We start from the raw sequence: 23,910 nt of genomic DNA, 5'->3' as shown, positions 1-23,910 counted from the left end.
GGCGCTTACCGTAAAGGAAGCGCCTTTTTTGTTAATCATAATGGGTTACGGTTTGTATACGTCAGTAGCATAACTTAGTTTTGCTAAGCACGCTTCTCTTCATCGCGAAGTGTTAAAACTTCGAAGCCAGTTTCTGTTACTAGAACGGTATGTTCCCACTGAGCAGAAAGTTTCTTGTCTTTTGTTACGACTGTCCATCCATCTTTTTTAGTTTTTACCTTCTTGGAACCTTGGTTGATCATAGGCTCTATAGTAAAGGTCATACCTGCTTCAAGCACTAACCCTGTATGAGGTTTACCATAATGCAAAACTTGCGGCTCTTCATGCATTTCTTTACCAATACCATGACCGCAATATTCACGTACTACACTATAACCAGAAGATTCAGCGTGCTTTTGAATAGCATAGCCAATATCACCAAGCGTTGCTTTTGGCTTTACCACCTTAATACCTTCCCACATAGCATCATAAGTCGTTTTAACCAATCGTTTGGCTTCTGAGCTTGTCGCTGTAAAAGTATACATTTTACTTGAATCACTGATATAACCATTTTTCTCTAAGGTAATATCAATATTTAAAATATCTTTGTTTTTTAATTTATAAATATTATTGGGTACACCATGGCACACTACGTCATTAACAGATGAGTTCAATGAATACCGATAGCCATATTGGCCTTTACTGGCAGGACGAGCATGTAACACATTGGTAATATAGCTTTCTACTTTAGTGTCTATATCTAACGTAGTTATGCCCTCGCAAATAAAATCATCAAGCATTTTAAATACCTGAGCTAAAAGCTTTCCTGATTCTCTCATGAGCTCAATTTCTGCATCAGTCTTTATTGTTGCTTTACTCATGCAAAAGATCCTGAATAGTAAGCTTTTCTTTTATGAGTTGTTTTTTAATTATTTCATGGTAGGTAAGTGTCGGATTTAACTCAGCAAGCATGCCTATTTTAATCCAAAACTCTGCTTGTGAATTGATAGATCTGGACATGATATTACTCGATTTTCTAATTTCTTCATGCAGCCCATCTGATATTTTCACTATTCCCATTATATATACCGTATATGATTTATCCATGTATCGTATATAATGAAAACATGGATGTCAACTTGGAGGTCTTACAATCAAAAGTGTATTTCTCGGCCACTTCACAAGAAAAATGATTAATAAGTAATACTTTATGTTTGCATTGAATTGTATAAGCAATCCTTTTAAACTGCATTGGGGCAACTGATAAATTTAATGGGTTATAATATGAGATTGAATGTGACAAGAAGTGCGACTAGTATTTTATATAGCGCTATTTTGTATTTTCACTGTATTATTTTTGCACTAGGAATGGTTGAATCTACTTTTTCTGGGTATGAATTAATGAAGGTGATAAGCCCCACGACGGCAATAATTTCACTGTTAATTGCAGGCGTTTTAGCAACCATAAAAAAAGTAAGTCTATATACAAAGAAGTATTGCATCGCAATAGCTACAGTTGCTGCATTGTGTTTTCTATTTATTCAGTTTTCTTTTTTATTTCATATGCAGGTTAATTTCGATCTGGGAAGCCTTGATAACAACCCATTTACTTTATCATTGTACGCCATTTTTATGTTTACTTGTTTTTCAGCAATTACTATCAAAGCTTTTCATAAAAATATAAAAATAAATGAAATGAAAAAAATAAAATTAGTCGTATTTATAGTTGTATTAATCGGTTCAACTGTGTGGCATCAGTCATCTTTGAATCTAGTCAGAACCCAAGATGCTAATGCAAGAGAAAAAATACACTTATTAGAAACAATGATAAACCGCTCTTTGGCTTCACAGAAAAAAGCTCTAGCTAGAATAAAGACTAGAGTAGAAAAAGTTAGTTTTGAAGATTTTATGCGTCTAATTAATATAGACTCAAAAAATTACATTAGTGATTATAATATAATCAAAGGTGTTTTAGTTCTTGATAATGAATTAAATTATATTTCAGGCGATAATTTTTCTAGCAGTTTTTACTTAAATGGAATGCTAGAAAAACCTACAATAAAATTATGGCTTAAAAGAGATATAGAGGAAGTCCAATTTGCAGCTAACTCATTAACTCTAGACTCCGATATACCAATTTTAATGTTTTTAGCCCCTGTTAAACTTGCGAATCAAAGTCGTTTTTATATATTAAATTTACTAGATATGAACTTATTATTAGAGAAAAGTTATTTAAAATATCTTAGTCGGTATGATACATATTTAGAATTAACTCCAAATGTATACTTTTCAGTAGACTATAAAAATAAAACTCAGTCTGATTTAAACAAGCTAACTAGCCGTTATAACCATTTTATCACTGAAAAAATAAATGTGATGGGTTTAGTTGAACATAATGTCTATACCTTTATCAATGACTATGAAGCAATACACATTGATACCATAATTGATCAATTAATATTATGGTTTACGTTTATATTTATATTTATTTTTGTACTGGTAGCTGATTCATCAAGAGCCTTAGAGTTTAGTACAAAGCATGATGAATTAACTGGTTTACTGAGATTGAAAGCTTTGGAAGAAGAGTTTCTGCAGCTTAGCTCGGTTAGAGGATATAGTAATTTTGCAACTGTAATAGTTAAACTAGATTTTTATGAAGAGATACATAACTCTTTAGGTTATGAAATCAGTGATAAAATTCTGAAAAAAGCTTCTGAAAGAATAAGTATAAATGTTGACAACCGAGTATTAATTTCTAAGGGAATTAACGATAGCTTTGTTTTATATTTTACAGATACTACACCAGCTATCCTTGAGCAAAAAATTGAGGCTCTAATACTCGATTTATCTAAAGCGTACTGTATAGACACATTTGACTTCAATCTTACTGCAAGTGCTGGAGTGGTATTTTATCAAACCCCCGAATTATTTAATTTTAAGCTTAACCTTCAGCAAGCAAATATAGCCCTTGAAAAATCTACAGAGCTTGGAGGGAATCAAATAAACTTTTATCAACAAATAATGGATGATAAACACAGCGAAAAAATTATTATCCGAAATAATTTACACACGGCTCTAAAGAACAACGAATTAGAAGTGTTCTACCAACCTATACATAACTTGAATGGGAACCAAATTGTAGGTGTTGAAGCGCTAGTTAGGTGGTGTTGTAACGGTGAATGGATCTCTCCGGCAAAATTTATCCCTGTAGCAGAAACTACGGGTCAAATAGTTCAAGTAGGTAAACAAGTTTTAAATCAAGTCCTTCACGATATAAAAAAACATTCGCAACTGCAAAATATAACCGTAGCAGTTAATTTTTCAACCAAGCAGATTATTAAAGACAATTTTTCTATCGACTTACTCCATTTACTTACTCAAAATAACATCACATATAAAAATTTCACTGTTGAAGTCACTGAGTCCTCCTTTCAAGAAAAGACATCTATAGAGAAAACATTACTTGAATTAATTAATTCAGGTTTGAATGTTGCTATAGACGATTTTGGGACTGGTTTTTCAAGTTTGTCATATCTTGCTAATCAGCCCGCGAACATTATTAAAATTGATCGAGAGTTTACTCTTGGAGCGGATAAAGATACGAAAGAACGAAAGCTTTTAGATACCATTATCAAAGTTTGTTATGACTTAGGCAAAAAAGTGGTAGTAGAGGGGGTAGAAGATGAAAAGCTAATTACATACTTATCTAGATATAAAGGTATTAGGATTCAAGGATACTTTTTCTCAAAGCCGCTTCCTGTTGACCAACTTATTGAATATATTCGAGCCATACAATACAAATAATATTAGTAATTTATGTTGTCCTCCAAAGTTTCTAATACATATTTCGATTAAGCTTGTTTTATTTAGTGCTTAATACTAATTCATTAAATATAACCTTAAAATAACTTACTACCTAATGGAGAACACAGCCATATAAAGTTTTTTTATATGGTTTTTCTAAAAAGTTCAAAAGAACATAATCCTTGAACTCATAGCTATTAACCGCCTTAACTTAAATCAAATCACCTTAACACCCTTAAATATATTTCATGTACATTTTATAACTAAGAAGTGCTAGGTTAGTGGTAAATTAATTGAAGGAAATAATTATGAAATTAGAGTCATTAGCACTGCACCACGGTTACGAATCTGAGCCTACGACCAAATCGGCAGCCGTGCCTATTTATCACACTTCTTCTTATACATTTGACAACACGCAGCATGGCGCTGATTTATTCGATTTAAAAGTACCTGGAAATATTTACACCCGCATAATGAACCCAACCAATGCCGTACTTGAACAACGTATTGCCGCGATGGAAGGGGGCATTGGTGGGCAGGCTGTTGCCTCTGGGATGGCTGCTATTACGTATGCTATTCAATGTTTGTGTGAAGTCGGTACTAACATTGTCAGCACCAGCCAAGTATATGGTGGGACGTATAACTTATTTGCTCATACACTACCTAGGCAAGGTATTGAAGCACGCATGATTAAAGCCGATGACTTTACCGCGTTCGAGGATGCCATTGACGACAACACCCGCGCTGTTTTTTGTGAATCTATTGGTAATCCTGCAGGTAATATTGTTGATATTGAACGTTTAGCACGTATTGCACACAGCAAAGGTGTGCCGCTTATTGTTGATAATACCGTGGCTACGCCGTATTTATGCCGCCCATTTGAGCTGGGCGCCGATATAGTGGTTCACTCACTTACAAAGTATATAAACGGGCACGGTACTGCTATTGGCGGCATGATTGTCGACTCAGGTAAATTTGATTGGAAAGCGAATGCCACGCGCTTTGCAATGATGAACGAGCCCGATCCGTCGTATCACAATGTGGTTTATACCGAAGCTTTTGCTGAAGCTGCATTTATTGGACGTTGTAGAGTAGTGCCACTTAGAAATACTGGCGCAGCGCTTGCGCCTAAAAACGCATCTGACATTTTAATTGGCCTTGAAACCTTAGGCTTAAGAATGGATCGCCACTGCGAGAATGCACAGCACTTGGCTGAGTATTTAGAAAATCATCCAAAAGTGCTTTGGGTTAATTACGCAGGGCTTAAATCAAGCCCGTATAACGAAATGAGCCAAAAAATTACCAGTGGTAAAGCATCGGGTATTCTAAGCTTTGGTATTGCTGGTGGCCTAGAAGCGGGTACTCGTTTTATTGATGCGCTAAACATGATTTTACGCTTAGTTAATATTGGCGATGCCAAGTCGCTTGCGTGCCATCCTGCGTCAACTACACACCGCCAATTAAATGATGAAGAGCTTGCTAATGCGGCTGTAAGTCGCGATTTAATTCGTTTATCGGTTGGTATTGAGAACATTGCAGACATAATTGCTGATGTAAGCCAAGCGCTCGATAAGGCTTAAAATTAAATTATTTAGAAATGCTTGTTCAACTTTACTGTAAATACAGTATCGTTTGTTAAAAAGGTTTTGGTTTTCTAAACCTTTTTAACCAATCATTTAGCAACAGTTTAAATACAGGCGGTAGGCTAAATATTTATTATTTTAACTTAAATAAAAATGGCTAAAAGTAGTGATTTTTCACAATAGTTGGTATGTTACAAGTAACATTTTATTTAATTGTGTGTGATGAAAAAAAACAAGCGTTCTTCTCTTCAAGATATTGCCGATGCGGTTGGTGTAACCAAAATGACGGTGAGTCGTTATTTACGTAATCCCGAAAAAGTATCAGAGTCTACTCGCACTAAAATTAGTGCAGCTATTGATACGCTAGGTTACATTGCAAATAAAGCCCCTGATTTACTCTCTAATGCTAAAAGCTACTCTATTGGTGTACTAGTCCCATCGTTAACGAACCACGTATTTGCTCAAGTTATAAAAGGTATTGAAGATGTAACAGGGCCTGCAGGATATCAAACAATGTTAGCCCATTATGGTTACAACCCTGAAATTGAAGAAAAACGGGTTGAGTATCTATTGTCGTATCACGTTGATGGTTTAATTTTATCAGAAACCACACACACAGACAGAACGCTAAAAATGATTGAAACGTCAGGCGTACCTGTGATTGAAATAATGGATACTCATCACTCTCCTATGCAGCAAGCGATTGGTTTTGATAACGTTAAAGCCGCTTTTGATATGACGACGGCACTTTTAAATAAAGGCTATCGCAATATTGTTTATATAGGTGCAAGGCTCGATGTACGAACACGCCTAAAATTTCAAGGTTATTCAGATGCTATGTTAGCTAAAGGTTTTACGCCTAAAAGTGTGATGACTGATCAAGCTTCATCTTATAGTTTAGGTGCTGAACTTTTACAAAAAGCGCGTACTGACTACCCAAATACTGACTGTTTGTTTTGTACTAATGATGATTTAGCAATTGGGGCTATTTTTGAATGCCAGCGAAACAACATTTTAGTGCCTAGCCAAATGGGGGTTGTGGGTTTTCATGGCCATGATATTGGCCAGGCAATGGTGCCTCAATTAGCAAGTGTGATCACCCCGCGTTATCAGATAGGTAATGTTGCGGGAAGAGAGTTGTTGAGCCGGATTAATTCAGATTTAGATACTAGCATTAATTATAAGCAAGTAATTGATTCTGGTTATATAGTTCATCTAGGTGAAAGTGTTTAAATACTCAAATTACATGAGCTTAATTACCTGAGCCTAAATAACAAAAGGCTCAGGTAATTTTTATATGTGTGATGATAACTCTACATACTGTAATTTTACAAAAACAGAGAAATAATCATAGCGATAAGTGCGCCAACAGTACCAATAATGGTTTCCATTACTGTCCACGTTTTAAGAGTTTGCATTTCGCTCAAACCGAGATAGCGACTCGCTAACCAAAATCCTGAGTCGTTTACATGGGAGAGCACAATAGAGCCCCCACCAATAGCGATGGTGACAGCGGCAAGCTGCGCTCCATCAAGGCCTAAAGGCTGAAGCATTGGAATAATTAAGCCACACGCTGTAAGCATAGCTACCGTCGCAGAGCCTTGAATAACCCGCACAGCGGCTGATAATACAAAAGCGAGTATTACAATTGGTAATCCTGAGCCAGCTAAGTAATTACCCAGTGCAGTACCTACTCCTGAATCAACTAATACTTGTTTAAATACCCCACCGGCACCAGTGACAAGAATAATAATTCCTGCAGGTTGTAAGGCACTACCACAAATTTCCATGATTCTAGCATTAGGGACACCGCGCCTTGCACCGAGCAAATAAAATGCCATTAGGCAGGCAACTAAAATTGCTGTAAAAGGATGACCTATAAAGGCTAACCAATTATATAAATCAGAGTCTTTTTCAACAAAGCGGCTACCAATAGTATTTAAACTAATCATAATTAACGGCAGAGCAATTAAACCTAATGCTAATCCAAAACTAGGCGTCCCTTTACCAACTCTTTGGTTATCGTCGATTTGTTCGTGCTGTGGGAGTTCTACATGAATAGATTTAGAAATAATAGAGCCCCAAATTGGACCTCCTATAATCATTGCCGGTATGGCAGCAATAAGGCCAAATAAAATCATATAACCATAGTCAGCGCCTAATTGAGAGGCAACCAAAATCGGCCCTGGCGCAGGAATAAGAAACGCCTGACAAGACGCTATCCCAGCAAGTAGCCCAATACCAATTTTAACAACGCTGCCACCGCCTTTTCGTACCACAGCAAAAACAATACCGATTAAAAGTACAACGGCTACATCAAAAAAGAGGGGGAGGGCACAAATAAAGCCCGTAAAGGTAAGCGCCCAATTAGCGTTTTTTTCTCCAAAACGGTGTAAAAGTGTGTGGGCAATGCGATCCAGCGCGCCGGTTTCTTCCATTACTTTGCCAAACATGGCGCCTAAAGCGACCACCACCGCTACAAAGCCTAGTGTTCCGGCCATTCCTTTTTGAATTGTAGCGGCAATTATTTCTGGGCTCATTCCTGAGAATAATCCTGCAATCATAGAAACAAGGATCAAAGAGACGACAGCATGTAGTCGTACTTTCATTACTAAAAAAAGCAATAAAAATATGGAGCCTACCGCTGTTAGTATTAATGATAAATCTGACATTTTTCCCTACTTATATTCAGTGTGAATTATGATGTTTAGTGTGTGTTTAACTTCACTTTCGTATTTGTTACGCGTAACATGTTACCCGTAACTCAATATAATATATACATTGAAAATAATTAATTATTAAATTAAGGCGAGGGTAAATACATGAGTAACACAAATGTAGGTCGTATTTATATTGTAATGGGGGTTTCAAGCACAGGAAAGTCAAGTGTGGGTGATGCATTAGCAAAGCGCATTGGCGCTAAATTTATCGACGGAGACGACTTACATCCCAAGGCTAATATATTAAAGATGTCATCTGGGCAGCCTTTAAATGATGCTGATCGTGTGCCTTGGCTCGAAAGAATACGTGATGCTGCATTTAGCATTGAAAAGAAAAATGAAGTCGCGGTAATAGTCTGCTCAGCATTAAAAAAGAAATACCGAGAACAAATATGTGATGGAAATACAGGCATTACCTTTTTACATCTTTTTGGTGATTTTGAGCTGGTTAAAAGCCGTATGCAGGACAGAAAAGGGCATTTTATGCCTGTTGATTTACTCAAAAGCCAATTTGAAGCGCTAGAAGTTCCAAAAGAAGATGAGCCCAATGTTATAAATATAGATATTAATAACTCATTTGAGCAAGTAGTCGAAAGCTGTATTAGCGCAACTAAAATGAATAGCCACAACAAGTTAAAAGTTTTTAGTTAATCAATTAACTGTTACTTTTAACATTTAGGGGCTTTATTTGTTATGAGTTAGCGTCTGCTCGTGGTGTTTCTAAAATCGCTTTTTTTTCATCTTCAGATAATATTATCCAATCAAAAATTTCTTCGTTGGTACGCCCACACCCGGTGCAGTAACCGCTGCGCCTTTCGCATATTCCTAGGCAATCAGTTTTAAATTTAGATGGTTTTTTGTTTTGATTTAATTGGCGCATTATTAAAGTCCTAACGGTGGAGCAATTTCAAAGCGAGTAGAAAACCCATTACCTTCTTGATTGGTAGCAAGTGTAATGACAGGGGTTTTAGTATCAAGTACAAAGGTGCTGTAAATTGAACTTGCTGTTTCTTTTTGGCTTTCCAACCAACCTGTTTTGGTTAAGCATTGGCGTAATTGCTTAGCCAGTTTTTGATGAGACTTTATTGTTTGCGTTTGTGTTTTAACAGGTGTTTGGCATTGGTAGCTTGCTTGCACTGACTTATTTAAAGTAACCGTACAGTTTGCTCCAATCATATGAGTACTAGTACGCCATTGATTAGTAAACTGGTTATTTACTTTATTTGTTTTGATTGAATTAAAACCAGACTCATAACTGCTTATAAGGTTATTTATGGTGCTGCATTCATCGGGTGTTACTGTGGTTTTTACAGACTGATTCGTTGTAGTAGTAGTGGTTGTTGTAGTTGTAGTCTGATTAGTTTTGCTGGTACAGCCCGCTAAAATAAACGCGACAATAGAAGGAATAATATAGTTTTTCATAGTTCACAGTAACCGATTAATTTAGCCACGCACTATATCACACGTGATTTACTGTAAAAATAAAAAGGCCCATATAAATATGAGCCTCTTTGTTAGTTACAACTAATGCTATTTATGGCGACCTTGCAAGCATTTAACTACATCTTCAAGGGCTAAGCCTTGGCGTTGTAGCAATACTGTAAGGTGATAAATTAAATCAGCAGATTCGTTTGTTAGCTCATCGTTATCGTGTTTCATAGCGGCAAGGGCAACTTCAACGCCTTCTTCACCTACTTTTTGACAACTACGGCTTAAGTCTTTTGCAAATAATGAGGCAGTGTAGCTTTTTTCAGGGTCGTCATTTTTACGCGCAACAATCACATCTTCTAACTGTGCTAAAAAGCTTAAACTTGGTTTTGCTTCATCACCAAAACAGCTTTGTGTGCCTAAGTGACACGTTGGACCTTCTGGGTTGGCAAGTACTAAAATTGAATCGTAGTCACAATCGGTATGCACAGATACTACGTTTAAGTAGTTTTCTGATGACTCGCCTTTAGTCCATAAACGCGATTTTGAACGCGAGTAAAACGTTACCTTATTGGTATCAAGCGTAACAGCGAGTGCTTCGCTGTTCATAAAGCCTTGCATTAAAATAACACCAGAGCGGGCATCTTGAATAATCGCAGGGATCATGTCACTTTTAGCGAAATCGACCTGAGCTTGGTTTTGTTGTGTTACTTGCATAATCTTGCTGCCACTTGGTTATCTGTTAAAAATTGTTTTAGTTCGCCAATGTTAATCACATTTTTATGAAAAACGCTGGCAGCTAATGCACCATCTACTTTGCTTTGTTTAAATACATCAACAAAATCTTGCATACTACCCGCACCGCCAGAGGCGATTAAAGGAATGTCACACAGATCGCGAATTTTACTTAGTTGCTCGTTGTCGTAACCGTTACGAACGCCATCTTGGTTCATACAGTTTAATACAATTTCGCCTGCGCCTAGGTCTTGTACGCGTTTAACCCATTCTTGTGTTTTATAGCGCGTACGGCTTGATGCATTAGGATCGCCGGTTAATTGGTAAACTAAATACTCGCCGGTAATTTCATCAAAAAAGCTGTCAATGCCGACTACAACACATTGCTTACCAAACTCATCGTGTAATTCTTTAATAAGTTCAGGACGCGCAATAGCAGGGCTGTTAATGCTTATTTTGTCTGCGCCGCGCTCAAGTACCCGCGCTGCATCAGCCACTGATTTAATACCGCCCGCTACACAAAATGGAATATCGATATTACGTGCAATGCTCTCTACCCAGTTTACATCAAGTAGGCGTTTTTCAACGCTTGCACTGATTTCGTAAAAAACCAGTTCATCGGCGCCAGCTTCGCTGTAGGCTTTAGCCATTGTTAAAATATCGCCAACTATTTCATGGCCTTTAAACTTTACGCCTTTAACTACTTGGCCGTCTTTAACGTCTAAACACGGGATTATGCGTTTTGATAACATGCCAGTGCCTCCTCAACGCTAAATGCGCCATCAAGCAATGATTTACCTAAAATAACGCCGCCCACACCCAGCTCTTTAAGCTTTTTAATGTCATCTAGTGAGCTTACGCCACCTGAGGCTTGCACTTTAATTGTGCTGTTATGGTGAGTTAAATCTTCGTAAAGCTCAAACGATGGGCCCGTCATGGTGCCATCTTTACTGATGTCCGTGCATAAAAAATCAATAACACCTAAGCTTACATAAAAATCTACCAGCTCAAGTAAACCAAATTCAGATTCACTTAACCAACCGTGCGTAGCAGGTGCCCAGCCCGTGGCTGTTTTATTTACATCAAGAGCAATTACAAAATGCTCTGCGCCAAATTGCTCAATCCAGGCTTTTACTTGTTCGCGTTTTTCTACTGCCATTGAACCAATAACGACTTGGTTTGCACCAGCTTTAAGCCAATCACTTACATCTTGCTCTGAGCGAATACCGCCGCCCACTTGGTACGGTACGTTAAGTGCTTTGGTCGCAGCTTGAATATGTTTCCACTGTTTTTTACTTGGATCGCGTGCACCTTCTAAATCCACAAGATGAAGTTTACCTGCGCCGCTATCGGCGTATTCTTTTAAACGCGCGCCAAGTTCGAAAGGGTAAAACTGTGCTGTGTCGTATTTACCTTGGTACAAGCGCACAATTTGATTTTGTAAAACGTCTAATGCTGGAATAATCACAAATAATCTCTTTTTTGTTAGTTAATGGGCAGCTTACAACTGCCAATCAACAAAATTTTGTAATAAACGTGCGCCAACTTTTGCGCTGCGCTCTGGGTGAAATTGCATGCCTGCGTAATTGTCTTTAGCAACAATGGCTGAAAAGGTTTGACCATATTCGCCGCTCACTAGTGTGGCGTCGTTTACGGTGTGCGCAAAGCTGTGAACAAAATACACTTGCTCATCAAGCGTTAGCCCTTTAGTTAATGCATGCTCTTTGTTAACGCTTAAGTTATTCCAACCCATATGCGGCGACGTTAAATTGCCTACATCAAGCGCTTTTACTTGCCCTGGTATTTTACCTAGGCACTGTACGTTACCTTCTTCGGTGCTTTCGCACAGTAACTGCATACCTAAACAAATGCCCATAAGCGGGCGCTGGTATTCATTTATAGCTTGTTGCCAGCCGTTATCTACTAGGCGTTTCATAGCAACCGACGCGTGGCCTACACCTGGCAATATAGCGCGCTCAAAACCCGCTAATTGCTCTGGTGAAGTAATTACTGTTGGTGTTTGCCCTAAGCGTTCAAACGCAAAGCGTACTGAATTTATATTGGCACAACCGGTATTAATTATGGCAATCATAAACATCCCTTAGAGCTGGCTGTTTGTTGGGTCGTGTCTTGTGCCACTGCCATACGAAGAGCACGTGAAAACGCTTTAAATAAGCCTTCTACTTGGTGATGACAGTTACCGTCGCTTACCGATAAAATAAGGCTAATAGCGGCGTTATCACTTAAGCTTTTGAAAAAGTGCTCAACCATTTGTACGTCTAAGTCGCCTGCTTTTTCGCGGCTAAAGTTAGCGTTTAATACAAATGATGCACGGCCCGATAAATCAATTTGTGCTTCAGCTTTACACTCGTCCATAGGAAGCGCAAAACCATAGCGTGCAATTTGCGATTTAGTGCCAAGCGCTTGTTTAAGTGCGACACCAAGAGCAATACCAATGTCTTCAACAAGGTGGTGCTCGTCTATGTGTAAATCGCCTTTGGCTTTAATGTTTAAACCAATGTTTGCGTGGGTGCGAATTTGATCAAGCATGTGATCAAAAAAGCCAAGTCCGGTGTCTATGCTGCCATTTTTAGTTTGATCTAAGTTTATGGCTACATCAATTTGGGTTTCTTTAGTGTTGCGTGTAACACGACCCTCGCGGTTTGCGGTAGTCAATTTTGTCACTATCGCACTCCAATCGCCGTCGTATAAAATACCTTCACAACATAAGTTTTGAGCAAGGCCAATATCGGTCTGGCGATCGCCAATAACAAAAGAGCGCGCTAAGTCTACTTTGCCAGAGCGCATAAGCTCGGTAAGTAAGCCCGTTTTAGGTTTACGGCAATCACAGTTTTGCTCATCAAAGTGTGGGCAAATTAATACGGTCTCAAAGCTAATGCCTTGGCTTTGCATTATGTCCATCATTTTGTCTTGTGCTATGTCAAAATCAGCAGTAGGAAAGCTATCTGTGCCTAAACCATCTTGGTTAGACACCATTACTAAACGGTAACCTGCGGCTTGTAATTGTAATAACGCAGGAATAACACCAGGTAAAAATGCTAGCTTTTCAAGGCTATCTACCTGTTTGTCGGTAATTGGCTCTTCAATAATAGTGCCGTCGCGGTCTATAAATAAATAGGGGTTACTCATGATACTTCGTTTCCTGCTAAAGATGCTGCGGTAGCCGGCGTTTGTAAGCCATCTAACCAAATTTTTACTTGTTCAAGTTCTTGTTCACTGCCAATTGAAATTCGTAGCCAGTCGTCTTCACCGTATAGTGTAAAAGCGCGCATAACCAAACCTTGCTCAAGTGCAATTTTAAAGTAGTTTTTATCGGCTAATTTTAAAGTAACAAAGTTACCTTCACCAGTGAGAATTTTTAATGCAGCAGGGGAGGCGTTTAGCCAATCTACCAACTTAGCTTTTAAGCTATTTAAAATAGTGACTTGGCGGCGCATTGATGTAATTGCATCGGGTGCAATTGCTTGCGCTGCAATACTTGCTACAACGCCTGATACCGGATACGGCGCAATGACTTTACGAATTGGCGCTAGTGTTGCTGCTTGTGCAAGGGTAAAGCCCGTTCTGAGCCCTGCTAGCGCAAAGGCTTTAGAAAGCGTGCGCAGAACCACTACATTACTAAACTCATTAATAAGTTTTGTGGCGCTTTGCTCTGGGCAGAACTCTATATAGGCTTCGTCAACAATAACCAGTGCTTTACCCATAAGTGCTGTTGCAATCGCTTTTACTTTATCAAGTGGTGTTAGGCTGCCAGTTGGATTATTTGGGTTACAAATAAATACCAGTTTTGAGCTGCCAACAGCTGCAACTATTTCATCAACACTGCCACTTAATAATAATTCTTGGGTAAGCGCGTTAATACTAACGTTGTGTGTATCGGCGGTAACTTTGTACATACCGTAGGTTGGTAAAAATAGCGCAATACTATCTTTAGCTGGCTCACAGTATGTGCGCACTAAAAGCTCAATGCCTTCATCTGCGCCGCGCGTCATTAATACATTTTCGCTTCCAAGCCCTGTATAAGCGGCGTAACGGTCAATAACCAGTTGCGGTTGTGGGTCGGGGTAGCGATTTAAATCCTCAATACTCAGTTCAAGATTTTTAGCATACGGGCTTTCGTTAGCATTTAGCCACGTAGTACCGGTTAGCTTTTCACTTTTTGCAGAGCTGTATGCAGCAAGGGCTGTAATATTCTTAGGTAATAAGCTAGACGCTTGTGCGCTCTCATTGCTCATTTTTAATTGCCTCTAAACGAATTGAAACCGCATTAGCGTGGGCATCAAGGCCTTCTGCATCTGCAAGTGGTAAAATTGCTTTTGAAAGCTGCGTTAAACCACTTTTAGTAATTGTTTGCACTGTGTATGTACGGAAAAAATCAAGCAAGTTTAAACTCGAGTAAGTTGCACTGTAACCATATGTTGGTAACACGTGGTTAGTACCCGATGCGTAATCGCCTGCAGATTCTGGTGTGTAGTCACCTACAAATACTGAGCCTGCATTTTTAACTTTATCTAGGTAAGGTTTTGCATCGCCTAGTTGTAAAATTAAATGCTCTGGGCCGTATTGCGCCGATACATCAAATGCTTGCTCAACAGAATCAACCAAAATAAGTGAAGAATTAGCGAGCGCTTGCTCGGCTGTTTCTTTGCGGCTCAAATTAGCTAACTGGCGTGTAAGTGCCTGCTGAGTTTGTTCTATAATACTTTCGCTGTTACATAATAAAATAACCTGCGAGTCTGCGCCGTGCTCTGCTTGTGAGAGTAAATCGGCGGCTATAAATTCTGGGTTTGCACGCTCATCTGCTATAACTAATACTTCAGACGGACCTGCTGGCATATCAATTGCCATACCTGGGATAGTTTGCGCAACGAGCTGTTTAGCCATTGTTACGAAGCTATTACCTGGGCCAAAAATTTTGTTTACTTTAGGAACCGATTCGGTGCCATAAGCCATTGCTGCAATTGCGCCTGCGCCACCACTTTCTATCAAAGTAGTAATGCCACATAACTTAGCTGCATATAAAATAGCAGGGTTAATTGCTTTATCACCTTGTACCGGCGTAGCAAGTACAACGGTTTTAGCGCCGCTTAACTGTGCTAATACACCTTGCATAATAACCGACGATGGCAGCGGAGCACTGCCACCGGGTACATAAATACCGACTGCTTCGATGGCTTGATATTTCAGTTCACATACAACGCCTGGCTGGGTTGATAATTTAATATCTTTTGGCAACTGCGCTTCGTGAAAACGTTTAACATTTGCATAAGCGGTGTCAATTGCGTATTTAAGCTCTGCACTTAGTGCTTGCTCAGATGCGTTAATTTCATCTAGCGGTACGCGCAAACGTGGGTTAGCTCTATTATCAAACTCTTTGGCCATGCTAAGTAAGGCCTCATCGCCTTGCTCTTTTACATTAGCTAAAATAGTTTTGCATATTGCTTCAACCTTTGCGCTTACAGAAACTGCAGGGCGCATTAGCGCCGCTGCTTGTACTTGTGAAGATTCCTCATTCCAACGAAGCATGATACTTACTCCATCATTTTTTCAATTGGCATAACTAAAATAGAGTTAGCGCCTAGGGCTTTTAACTGCTCCATTGTTTCCCAAAATAATGTTTCGCTGCTTACCATGTGCAGTGCTACGTATTCTTCATTACCCGCAAGGGCAAGTAGAGTCGGTTGACCAGAACCAGGTAAAATTTCACAAATTTCATCAAGTTTGTTTTTTGGTGCGTGTAGCATGATGTATTTGCTTTCTTTAGCTTGTCTAACACCACGTAGGCGCGGCATAAGCTTATTGATTAGTGCTAGTTTGTCAGCGTCTTGCAGATCTTTATTTTGAATTAAACATGCGTTTGATTCTAAAATTGTATCACCTTGAATTAAGCCGTTAGCTTCAAGTGTTGCGCCAGTAGATACTAAATCACAAATTGCATCAGATAAACCCGCACGCGGTGCTACTTCAACAGAGCCAGTAAGCATTACTGTACTTGCGTTGATGCCTTCGCGCTTTAACCACTGAGTTAAAATTTCTGGGTAGGTAGTTGCAATACGTTTGCCTTCAAACCAGCTCTTATCGCGAGCGCCTAGCTCTTGTGGCCATGCAAGTGCAAGACGACAGTAACCAAAATCTAGTTTTGAAAGTTTGTTTACTTCGCTTGGAACACCTTGGCGTTCACGTTCTGCTTGAACTTCTACTAGTACGTTTTCGCCAACAATACCTAAATCACATACACCGTCCATTACTAAACCAGGAATATCGTCATCACGCACACGTAGTACGTCAATTGGCATATTAGTTGAGTGTGCAATTAAGCGTTGTTCACGAAGGTTAAGTTTAACACCTAACTGTTTTAACAGATCTTGACAATCTTTAGATAGGCGGCCGCCTTTTTGGATGGCGATACGTAGACGATTTGTGTTACTCATTATTCATTTTCCTTTAATTTAAAAACTAAAAACCCCGAGGGGAACCTCAGGGCGAAAATGAATCAATGTTTTTTGAATCGCCAGAGGTTCCTTTTAGGAATAACCTCTCAGCGAAAGACCTGACAGGTTATTCCGGTGAATGGTGGTGATGATGTACTGTTGTCAGGTTTAAGCGCATTTTTTATCCTATGTAACTGCTCGTTGTTATAGTAACGTTCAGTTGTTATCTGTTTAAATAAATTTCGCATTCATAAAAACATAAACAGCCATATTATGGCAAGTTTTTTTTAGCTTAATTAAAGCATATCTTATAACTGTCGATAATATTAAGAAGGGAAGTACATTTTTTGCATATATTTGTTTGTTTATTAGCCAAACCAAGCGTTTAGATAATTTAACAGTAAACTAAGGAAGTGTGTATGGATATCATGATTCCTTATTTAGGAAGAATAACCAGACTAGAAGTTGAGTCAAAAAGTGCTTTTCATATTGCGGGTGTGCAAAGTGGATCGGCCGCTGAAAAAGTTGAGCTAGAGAATAAAAAAAGGCGTGAGTTACAAAAAAAGAAAAAGCTCAATATGCTTGATGATCAAAATAGTAAAAAAAAGTCTAACGTAGATGATGACGAAAACCCCCATTTAGATACGTGGGCTTGATAATACCAATTTTACTAAATACATAAGCAATTAACTAAAAAGGCCCTTGCGGGCCTTTTTACTATGTATTTTGCTTATGCCAATTAGCTTAAACTCTTAAGCAGATAGGCATTACTATTGGTTTTTGCTTTTAAATATATAAAAGCTAAATATAGCGAACACACATACCTGAGCTACAATACCTTGCCATGTTGACTTAATACCAAGCCATGCTATTTCAAAGCTCATTGGTAGCGACGCAATACCTATTATATCGGCCTCTTGTAATGCAATAACGGCTTTGCCCATAAGCACAAACGAGAGTGCAAATAATAAATAAGTGGTAATTGCAAAAAACTTAGCAACCGGTAATTTAATTGAGTACTTAATTAATACCCACGTAATAATAGCCAGTATTGCTACAGCTATCGCGAAACCCGATGCAATAGATGAATATTGAGCAGGCGAGCTTTGCGTTAATAAAGACTGATAAAACAATACGGTTTCGAATACTTCTCGGTACACGGCAATAAAAGAAAGCCCCGCTAATCCCCAAAGTGTTCCCGACTCAAGACGCTTATCTATATTGTCTTTTATATATTTTTGCCATTGTTGCGCACTTGTTTTACTGTGCATCCATACGCCAACATACAGTAAAATTACAGCGGCAAACAATGCACCAGCACCTTCCATAACTTCGCGACTTGCACCACTTATTTCTATTAATGTTTGCGCAGCAGCCCATGTTAAGCCACCGGCAATAAGTGCTGTTACCCAGCCAACATGTACGTATTTAAGCGCATCTTGACGTTTCGTTTTAATAAGCACAGTCATAAGGGCAATAATGACTAAGAGTGCCTCTAAGCCTTCTCGCAGTAATATTATTAAACTAGCAGAAAGTAGAGCGCCATCAGTTAGCTTGGTTTCGTTTAGCATGCTATCTGCTTTAGCGAGTTGTGTTAGTGCGGCATTTACTTTTTCGGCAACGACGGCTGTATCTTTTTCGTTTTTGAATGTTTGGCGCAGGTTCATCAGTTGTACTTCGATGTTTTTACGCAGTGTTTCGTCGTAGGCATTTAAGTTGTTTTCAACAAGCTCAAAGCCATCTAAGTATGCGCTAATTGCTAAATCACTTGCTTGTGAGTAATTGCCTTTAGCATGCGCGGCTTGCGCTGCAAGTAATTGCGTGCGAGTAACTGTTATCGGATTTTTGTTAGCGCTAAATAATTGCTCTGGATTACCACGAAGCCATTTAACGTAATGTGCTTGTGCTTCACTTTGACCTGCCGATAATTGTGCAGGGTTTAGGTTTACAATCTGCGAAGCGGTAATGTTTTGTTCTACATTTTGTGGTTTTTGAACATCTTTAAATGCCAAGCTACCTACATAGAAAGCTAAAGACCATCGTTGTTGTTCATTAAATTGGGTAAAAGCAACCATAGGTGTGTCGTCAATGCCGTTACTTACAGCGTCAAACAACCCCATTAATGAGCGGTTTGTTGCGCGTTCTTCATCGGTAAAGTTGGTAGGTTCTGGCGATAAATTTTTTGCAAGCGGACCGTCGCCTTGACCACTTTGGCCGTGACACATTGAGCAGTTAGTAGCAAAAAGCGCTTTAGTTTGCTCAACCGGAAGCAGTGATGTAGGTAACGATAGTTGTGGCATAAAGTTAAGCAGCGACTCACGAAGCGCTGAGCTTGCTGCACGTACATCGGCAACACTCGCTTTATTAGCAATCGCTGTATGCAGTGATTTAGCTTGTGCCTTTACTGTATCAAACTCATTGGTTTGGCTTGATAGCTGTCCAGCTTGCTCAATAATAACGTGCGAAAATTCAGTCATTTCTTGATATTCGTCGGGGTCTAGTATTTCACCATTTCCAACAGCTGCCACGTAATCTACACCTACATACTCTGCAAGCTGTGCAATTTGTTTTATTTTTGTTTGCTCATTAGGTGAGGCCGACACATTAAAGCTTGCCATAGCCATTATAAAAAGCATAAAAAAACAATGAAATTGTCGTTTGCCCAGAGATACCAAATTTAAAAACACGTGAGAATTATTTTTGGACATTGAAAAGCCCTACAGAGGAAAAGCCAAAATTATAATTGTTTTCATTTGCATTTCAAGCGGATTAATTTAAACAAAGAAGATAAATAAAAAGGATAACAATTTATAGAACTTTAAAGTGTTTTTGTAACACGTGAGTAACAGTAACCAAGTGATTTATATAATAACTTGGTTACTGAGTTGATTGCTCACAAAGCATTTATTACTTTGCTTGCTCAGCTGACTTAATGCTGCTTTGAATAAGCGGCGAAATAGTTAAGCCTTGTACAATAATAGAAAATATAACCACAACGTAGGTAACAATAACGATTAGGTTATGTAGGTCAGAGCCGCCTACAAAAACTTGCTCGCGTGGAATTGCTGCCGCCATTGCCAGTGCAAGACCACCGCGTAGCCCACCCCAGGTTAAAATTTTAACACTGTGTTTATCGTAACTTCTAAAGCGTTTAAAGATAACAAAGGGTGCGCCTACGCTAATAAAGCGTGCTAGTAATACTGCAGGTACCATTAGTAAGCCTAAGCCAATTTCACCAAGCGTGATTGGCATCGTCACTATTAGCATACCTATTATTAAAAACAGTAGGGCATTTAAAAAGCTATCGGTTGCATGCCAAAAATCTTTTACGTAACGAGTGTCTTCAGGCCCCGTGCGCTCAGTTGCTTTAGTACGAGTAATGTTACCCATTAATATGCCGCTTGTTACCATGGCAAGTGCGCCTGATATTTCCCAAATATTTGCAGCAGCAAAACCTGCGGTAGGAATAGTTAAGGTTATCAATAAGCGAATATTTACATCGCGGCTGTTAATAATTAAAAAGTGGCCAACCAAAGCGATAACCAAACCAAACGCAATGCCGCCTAGGGCGTCTACAAAAAAGAGTTCTGCTATATCGCCAAATTGTGCATCGGTGCCATAAAAAGCAACCGAAAAAATGGTCGTAAATATTACTAAACCAATACCGTCGTTAAATAGCGACTCACCTTCTACTTGAACTGAGATTCCTTCTGGCGCTCGCATTTGTTTAATAATTGCAAGTACGGCAATAGGGTCGGTTGGGCTAATAAGCGCGCCAAATAATAAACAGTATATAAACGGTACATCAAAGCCAAATAAGGCAAATAGATAAAAACTTAAATAACCGACTATAAAAGTGGAAGCAATAGTAGAAAATAGCACTAGTGCGGTTATTTCCCAGCGCTGTTTTCGAAGCGCCATAAGGTTAATTTCCAATGCGCCAGCATAAAGTAAAAATCCGAGCATACCTTTGAGTAATAACTCGTTAAAGTTAATACTGGAAACAATTTGGGTCATGGCTAACGCATTTTGATCGCCTAATAATTTAACGGCAATAATCAATAATAAAGAAATAACAACTGAGCCTGTAGTAATGGCAATTGTAGTTTGCATTTTGAGGATATATTGGTTTGCAAAAGCAATAAAAATTGCAATGGCAGAGAGAAAACAAATGAGATACCAAGCATTCATTGGCTAACCTTACTATTTTTTTTAACGACACACGAAAAAGGGGAGTATAAACGCGGCATATGGTACTCCTGTAATATTTCAGAGTCACAGTTTTTATGCCTAAATATAGCTTTTAATACGGATTATTTTTAGTAAGAGTTAATAGAAAATTAGGCTTTGTAAATATTGTCATTATTAAATTAAATGTACGTTATAAATACACAGTGTATTGTAAAATCGAATGATTAATCTCACTATTAAAGTGCGTATTAATTCGTAAAGTAAAAGTGGGTTTTGTAATTACTTGCCCTTAATGCTTTGCTTACGTAAAATCCCGCTATTATTTATTGTAAAGTGATTGGTATTATCAAACAGCTGTTTAGTGCAACCGGGCCTTTAGCGTTATCTTTAGATGGGTATACGCCTCGCCAACCACAAATTGATATGGCAGTAGCTGTTGCGGATGCATTAAAAAACAGTTCGCAATTAGTTGTTGAAGCAGGCACGGGTACGGGTAAAACATTTGCATATTTAGCCCCTGCACTTAAGTCAAAAGGGCGCACGATAATATCAACAGGTTCTAAAGCTCTACAAGAGCAGCTTTATCACAGAGATTTACCGCAACTAGTTAAAGCTTTAAGTGCTTCAAAAAAAACCGCCTTATTAAAAGGGCGCGCCAATTACCTATGCACCTACCGACTTAATCAACATGTTGCACATGTACCTACTGACGACTCCGACGTAATGCATCAACTAGCTATGGTAGCTAAGTTTGCAAGCGAAACACAATCGGGCGATTTGGCCGATTGTATAGGTATAGAAGATGATGCCAAAGTACTGCCTTATGTAAATTCAACAGCCGATAATTGTTTAGGTAAAGAGTGTCCAGATTTTCAAAGCTGTTATATACGCAAAGCACGTTTAACTGCGGCCGATGCCGATGTGGTTGTAATTAATCACCATTTGTTTTTTGCTGATATGGCTGTAAAAGAAAGTGGCTTTGCTGAACTTATGCCAAAAGCCGACGCATATATATTTGATGAAGCCCATCAGTTAAGCGAAATTGCCAGCGATTACTTTGGTGAAAGTGTTAGCACTAAAAAGTTGGTAGATTTAATTAATGATTTACGTGCTATTTATAGAGCTGAAATTCCCGATATGCTGCAACTTGGTAAAAGCTTAAACAAGCTTGAGACAAGCGTTGCTGATTTACGTTTACAATTTGGTGTTGATGGCAGCCGTGGCGATTGGCGAGAAAAACTAAGCGATAAACAAATTTGCTCGGCGCTCCATCGTGTGATCAGTGATTTAGATTTTGTTTATCAAGTACTCAAGCTTTGCCTAGATAGAAGCGACAAAATTGAGCATCCATTTGAACGTGCACTTGCGTTTAAAGGGCAGTTAGAGCGGGTTTTTGATACAGCCCAAACCGGCTTTAGTTATTGGTATGAAACAACGCGCCGTTATTTAACAATTAATATAACGCCATTGAATGTATCAGCTAAGTTTGCTCAAATGATGCAAGACACGGGCGCAGGATTTGTATTCACTTCTGCAACACTTTCGGTTGATAACAAACTAGAGCATTTTAATGCAAGCCTAGGTTTAAAGCCAAAACAAAGCATGATGGTAGATAGCCCATTTGACTACCCTAATCAGGCGCTGCTGTGTTTACCTCGCTACTTACCCGAATCGCATGCTGATAATATGCCACATGCAATTGTAAAACTAACGCTTGAGCTTATAAAATCAGCACAAGGGCGTTGTTTTGTGTTATTTACTAGCTATCGAATGATGCACTTAGTGGCCGAAGGGCTAACTACACAAATAGACTACCCAGTTTATATGCAAGGGCAAATGTCTAAGCGTATAATTTTAGAGAAATTTACTCGCCATGGTAATGCGGTATTACTCGGCACGGCTTCTTTTTGGGAAGGTGTCGATGTACGCGGCAGTACATTAAGTTGTGTTATTATAGACAAATTGCCATTTGCAGCCCCTGACGATCCATTGCTACAAGCTAAAATGCAAGATTGCCAAATGCAGGGAAAAGACCCTTTTTCACACATACAATTACCGCAGGCTGTAATTGCGCTAAAGCAAGGTGTAGGGCGTTTAATTCGAGATAGTAAAGACAAAGGCGTACTTGTAATATGTGATAATCGCTTAGTTACACGCCAATATGGCCAAGTATTTTTAAAAAGCTTACCACCGATGCGCCGCACGCGAAGCTTAGAAGATGCCAATACATTTTTAAAACAAATTAATTAGAGTACTAAAATGATCAAAAGTAATATCCTTGCCCTTGATGCTTCAACTGAAGCACTTTCAATTGTTTTACATTACCAGGGCCAAACGTTTCATCATTTTGAAGAGTGTCCGCAGCAGCACAGCCAAAAAATACTTCCACTTGTGGATGAACTTTTAACTAAAGCAAACTGTAAATTAAAAGACTTAGACGTAATTGGTTTTGGCCAGGGGCCAGGTAGTTTCACCGGTGTACGTATTAGTGTTGCTATAGCGCAAGGCTTAGCGTATTCAACTAATTTGCCGCTTGTTGGTGTGTCTACACTGGCTACTATGGCTCAACAAACGTTTGAACAAAAAGGCAGCCTGAGTGTTTATCCAAGTATAGATGCGCGTATGGGGGAGATATACTTTGCACATTACCAAGCGCAAAATAATCTAATGCTTTTAGTTAACCAAGAATGCGTTATAAAACCTGATTTACTAAATAATGACTATATAGCGACCACTGAGCCATCTGTAGCTGTGGGCACGGGCTTTAAAACCTATCCTGATGCGCTAAATGACTTTGAAAACGTGACAATTAATACTGATATTACATTGCCTGATGCGCGTTATATGTTAGCGCATGTTGAAGCCGCGTTTTTAGCGGGTGACGTTGTAAAAGCGAGTGACGCTCAACCTAAATATGTGCGAGATACGGTAACGTGGAAAAAGCTACCAGGGCGTGACTAATCATATTATTTGCAAATTGGTTGTTTTTAAATCATAATTTTATACAATATTAAGGTT

General features: G+C 38.9%; 22 protein-coding genes. 7 read left to right on the top strand and 15 right to left on the bottom strand.

From position 1 onward, the window contains the following. Window positions 1-83: 83 nt before the first annotated feature. Together map and H5161_RS03600 are read right to left on the bottom strand one after the other, a co-directional pair. Window positions 84-860 (bottom strand): type I methionyl aminopeptidase, encoded by a 777-nt coding sequence (map, locus tag H5161_RS03605; RefSeq protein WP_182768695.1) that lies wholly within the window; start codon window positions 858-860, stop codon window positions 84-86. Beyond that, complete coding sequence (locus H5161_RS03600) at window positions 853-1,059, bottom strand: ParD-like family protein (RefSeq protein WP_024596935.1); 207 nt, start codon at window positions 1,057-1,059, stop codon at window positions 853-855. The genes map and H5161_RS03600 overlap by 8 nt, the downstream gene beginning before the upstream one ends. Window positions 1,060-1,263: 204 nt before the next feature. On the opposite strand from H5161_RS03600, the gene H5161_RS03595 reads away from it, so the two are divergent. From H5161_RS03595 to gntR, 3 genes are all read left to right on the top strand, one after another. Further along, entirely contained in the window at window positions 1,264-3,783 is a 2,520-nt protein-coding gene (locus H5161_RS03595) for a bifunctional diguanylate cyclase/phosphodiesterase (protein ID WP_220493461.1), read from the top strand. A gap of 308 nt (window positions 3,784-4,091) precedes the next feature. Then, window positions 4,092-5,363 carry an O-acetylhomoserine aminocarboxypropyltransferase/cysteine synthase family protein gene (locus tag H5161_RS03590; RefSeq protein WP_182768694.1) on the top strand — a complete coding sequence of 424 codons (1,272 nt, stop codon included), beginning with the start codon at window positions 4,092-4,094 and terminating at the stop codon, window positions 5,361-5,363. Window positions 5,364-5,588: 225 nt separating this feature from the next. After that, a complete protein-coding gene (gene gntR, locus H5161_RS03585; protein WP_182768693.1) occupies window positions 5,589-6,599 on the top strand; it encodes a gluconate operon transcriptional repressor GntR in 1,011 nt (336 codons plus the stop codon). Between the two features lie 95 nt (window positions 6,600-6,694). Here gntR and gntU read toward each other — a convergent pair whose 3' ends face one another. Beyond that, complete coding sequence (gene gntU, locus H5161_RS03580; RefSeq protein WP_182768692.1) at window positions 6,695-8,038, bottom strand: gluconate transporter; 1,344 nt, start codon at window positions 8,036-8,038, stop codon at window positions 6,695-6,697. Window positions 8,039-8,188: 150 nt separating this feature from the next. Here gntU and H5161_RS03575 point away from each other — a divergent pair, with 150 nt between their 5' ends. Next, window positions 8,189-8,737, top strand: a complete 549-nt coding sequence (locus H5161_RS03575; RefSeq protein WP_024597355.1) for a gluconokinase — start codon at window positions 8,189-8,191, stop codon at window positions 8,735-8,737. Between the two features lie 40 nt (window positions 8,738-8,777). On the opposite strand, the gene H5161_RS03570 is transcribed toward H5161_RS03575, so the two are convergent. The 10 genes from H5161_RS03570 to hisG all read right to left on the bottom strand — a co-directional run bounded on the left by H5161_RS03570 (window position 8,778) and on the right by hisG (window position 16,701). Beyond that, window positions 8,778-8,966: a DUF1289 domain-containing protein gene (locus H5161_RS03570; protein WP_002960277.1), complete on the bottom strand. Its 189-nt coding sequence runs from the start codon at window positions 8,964-8,966 to the stop codon at window positions 8,778-8,780. A gap of 2 nt (window positions 8,967-8,968) precedes the next feature. Beyond that, the gene (locus H5161_RS03565) at window positions 8,969-9,508 is read right to left on the bottom strand and encodes a hypothetical protein (protein ID WP_182768691.1); all 540 of its coding nucleotides are present in this window, start codon (window positions 9,506-9,508) and stop codon (window positions 8,969-8,971) included. Between the two features lie 108 nt (window positions 9,509-9,616). Then, window positions 9,617-10,231, bottom strand: a complete 615-nt coding sequence (gene hisIE, locus H5161_RS03560; RefSeq protein WP_007376299.1) for a bifunctional phosphoribosyl-AMP cyclohydrolase/phosphoribosyl-ATP diphosphatase HisIE — start codon at window positions 10,229-10,231, stop codon at window positions 9,617-9,619. Continuing rightward, entirely contained in the window at window positions 10,222-11,001 is a 780-nt protein-coding gene (hisF, locus tag H5161_RS03555; protein ID WP_004586384.1) for an imidazole glycerol phosphate synthase subunit HisF, read from the bottom strand. The genes hisIE and hisF overlap by 10 nt, the downstream gene beginning before the upstream one ends. Further along, window positions 10,983-11,717, bottom strand: coding sequence for a 1-(5-phosphoribosyl)-5-[(5-phosphoribosylamino)methylideneamino] imidazole-4-carboxamide isomerase (locus tag H5161_RS03550; protein WP_182716643.1), 735 nt, complete (start codon window positions 11,715-11,717; stop codon window positions 10,983-10,985). Before H5161_RS03550 ends, hisF begins: the two co-directional genes overlap by 19 nt. 33 nt (window positions 11,718-11,750) lie before the next feature. Further along, the gene (gene hisH, locus H5161_RS03545) at window positions 11,751-12,341 is read right to left on the bottom strand and encodes an imidazole glycerol phosphate synthase subunit HisH (RefSeq protein ID WP_002960265.1); all 591 of its coding nucleotides are present in this window, start codon (window positions 12,339-12,341) and stop codon (window positions 11,751-11,753) included. Beyond that, entirely contained in the window at window positions 12,338-13,399 is a 1,062-nt protein-coding gene (gene hisB, locus H5161_RS03540; protein ID WP_002960263.1) for a bifunctional histidinol-phosphatase/imidazoleglycerol-phosphate dehydratase HisB, read from the bottom strand. Before hisB ends, hisH begins: the two co-directional genes overlap by 4 nt. After that, the gene (gene hisC / locus H5161_RS03535) at window positions 13,396-14,505 is read right to left on the bottom strand and encodes a histidinol-phosphate transaminase (protein ID WP_182768690.1); all 1,110 of its coding nucleotides are present in this window, start codon (window positions 14,503-14,505) and stop codon (window positions 13,396-13,398) included. The genes hisB and hisC overlap by 4 nt, the downstream gene beginning before the upstream one ends. Further along, complete coding sequence (gene hisD, locus H5161_RS03530; protein ID WP_165723881.1) at window positions 14,495-15,796, bottom strand: histidinol dehydrogenase; 1,302 nt, start codon at window positions 15,794-15,796, stop codon at window positions 14,495-14,497. The genes hisC and hisD overlap by 11 nt, the downstream gene beginning before the upstream one ends. Before the next feature lie 5 nt (window positions 15,797-15,801). Next, window positions 15,802-16,701: an ATP phosphoribosyltransferase gene (gene hisG, locus H5161_RS03525; RefSeq protein ID WP_002960257.1), complete on the bottom strand. Its 900-nt coding sequence runs from the start codon at window positions 16,699-16,701 to the stop codon at window positions 15,802-15,804. Between the two features lie 419 nt (window positions 16,702-17,120). Here hisG and H5161_RS03520 point away from each other — a divergent pair, with 419 nt between their 5' ends. After that, complete coding sequence (locus H5161_RS03520; protein WP_002960256.1) at window positions 17,121-17,357, top strand: hypothetical protein; 237 nt, start codon at window positions 17,121-17,123, stop codon at window positions 17,355-17,357. Window positions 17,358-17,471: 114 nt separating this feature from the next. Here the strand turns inward: H5161_RS03520 and H5161_RS03515 are convergent, their stop codons facing one another. Both H5161_RS03515 and H5161_RS03510 read right to left on the bottom strand, forming a co-directional pair. Then, the gene (locus H5161_RS03515) at window positions 17,472-19,325 is read right to left on the bottom strand and encodes a cytochrome c/FTR1 family iron permease (RefSeq protein WP_182768744.1); all 1,854 of its coding nucleotides are present in this window, start codon (window positions 19,323-19,325) and stop codon (window positions 17,472-17,474) included. Window positions 19,326-19,608: 283 nt separating this feature from the next. After that, window positions 19,609-20,892: a sodium:proton antiporter gene (locus H5161_RS03510; protein WP_024597348.1), complete on the bottom strand. Its 1,284-nt coding sequence runs from the start codon at window positions 20,890-20,892 to the stop codon at window positions 19,609-19,611. Window positions 20,893-21,225: 333 nt separating this feature from the next. Here H5161_RS03510 and H5161_RS03505 point away from each other — a divergent pair, with 333 nt between their 5' ends. Further along, entirely contained in the window at window positions 21,226-23,142 is a 1,917-nt protein-coding gene (locus tag H5161_RS03505) for an ATP-dependent DNA helicase (RefSeq protein WP_182693235.1), read from the top strand. A 9-nt stretch (window positions 23,143-23,151) separates the two neighbouring features. Next, complete coding sequence (gene tsaB, locus H5161_RS03500; protein WP_024595264.1) at window positions 23,152-23,853, top strand: tRNA (adenosine(37)-N6)-threonylcarbamoyltransferase complex dimerization subunit type 1 TsaB; 702 nt, start codon at window positions 23,152-23,154, stop codon at window positions 23,851-23,853. Window positions 23,854-23,910: the final 57 nt, after the last annotated feature.

The organism is Pseudoalteromonas sp. SG43-5 (genome assembly GCF_014164345.1).
In the GTDB taxonomy this organism is placed as follows: Bacteria; Pseudomonadota; Gammaproteobacteria; order Enterobacterales; family Alteromonadaceae; genus Pseudoalteromonas; species Pseudoalteromonas distincta.
Note: the sequence above shows the minus strand (reverse complement) of the source record. Positions and strands in the feature narration are given on the sequence as shown.

Bases quoted from the DNA above. Each gene is read 5' to 3' on its own strand.
- map (WP_182768695.1), bottom strand. From the start codon at position 860: ATGAGTAAAGCAACAATAAAGACTGATGCAGAAATTGAGCTCATGAGA.
- H5161_RS03600 (WP_024596935.1), bottom strand. From the start codon at position 1,059: ATGGGAATAGTGAAAATATCAGATGGGCTGCATGAAGAAATTAGAAAA.
- H5161_RS03595 (WP_220493461.1), top strand. From the start codon at position 1,264: ATGAGATTGAATGTGACAAGAAGTGCGACTAGTATTTTATATAGCGCT.
- H5161_RS03590 (WP_182768694.1), top strand. From the start codon at position 4,092: ATGAAATTAGAGTCATTAGCACTGCACCACGGTTACGAATCTGAGCCT.
- gntR (WP_182768693.1), top strand. From the start codon at position 5,589: ATGAAAAAAAACAAGCGTTCTTCTCTTCAAGATATTGCCGATGCGGTT.
- gntU (WP_182768692.1), bottom strand. From the start codon at position 8,038: ATGTCAGATTTATCATTAATACTAACAGCGGTAGGCTCCATATTTTTA.
- H5161_RS03575 (WP_024597355.1), top strand. From the start codon at position 8,189: ATGAGTAACACAAATGTAGGTCGTATTTATATTGTAATGGGGGTTTCA.
- H5161_RS03570 (WP_002960277.1), bottom strand. From the start codon at position 8,966: ATGCGCCAATTAAATCAAAACAAAAAACCATCTAAATTTAAAACTGAT.
- H5161_RS03565 (WP_182768691.1), bottom strand. From the start codon at position 9,508: ATGAAAAACTATATTATTCCTTCTATTGTCGCGTTTATTTTAGCGGGC.
- hisIE (WP_007376299.1), bottom strand. From the start codon at position 10,231: ATGCAAGTAACACAACAAAACCAAGCTCAGGTCGATTTCGCTAAAAGT.
- hisF (WP_004586384.1), bottom strand. From the start codon at position 11,001: ATGTTATCAAAACGCATAATCCCGTGTTTAGACGTTAAAGACGGCCAA.
- hisH (WP_002960265.1), bottom strand. From the start codon at position 12,341: ATGATTGCCATAATTAATACCGGTTGTGCCAATATAAATTCAGTACGC.
- hisB (WP_002960263.1), bottom strand. From the start codon at position 13,399: ATGAGTAACCCCTATTTATTTATAGACCGCGACGGCACTATTATTGAA.
- hisC (WP_182768690.1), bottom strand. From the start codon at position 14,505: ATGAGCAATGAGAGCGCACAAGCGTCTAGCTTATTACCTAAGAATATT.
- hisD (WP_165723881.1), bottom strand. From the start codon at position 15,796: ATGCTTCGTTGGAATGAGGAATCTTCACAAGTACAAGCAGCGGCGCTA.
- hisG (WP_002960257.1), bottom strand. From the start codon at position 16,701: ATGAGTAACACAAATCGTCTACGTATCGCCATCCAAAAAGGCGGCCGC.
- H5161_RS03520 (WP_002960256.1), top strand. From the start codon at position 17,121: ATGGATATCATGATTCCTTATTTAGGAAGAATAACCAGACTAGAAGTT.
- H5161_RS03515 (WP_182768744.1), bottom strand. From the start codon at position 19,325: ATGGCTATGGCAAGCTTTAATGTGTCGGCCTCACCTAATGAGCAAACA.
- H5161_RS03510 (WP_024597348.1), bottom strand. From the start codon at position 20,892: ATGAATGCTTGGTATCTCATTTGTTTTCTCTCTGCCATTGCAATTTTT.
- tsaB (WP_024595264.1), top strand. From the start codon at position 23,152: ATGATCAAAAGTAATATCCTTGCCCTTGATGCTTCAACTGAAGCACTT.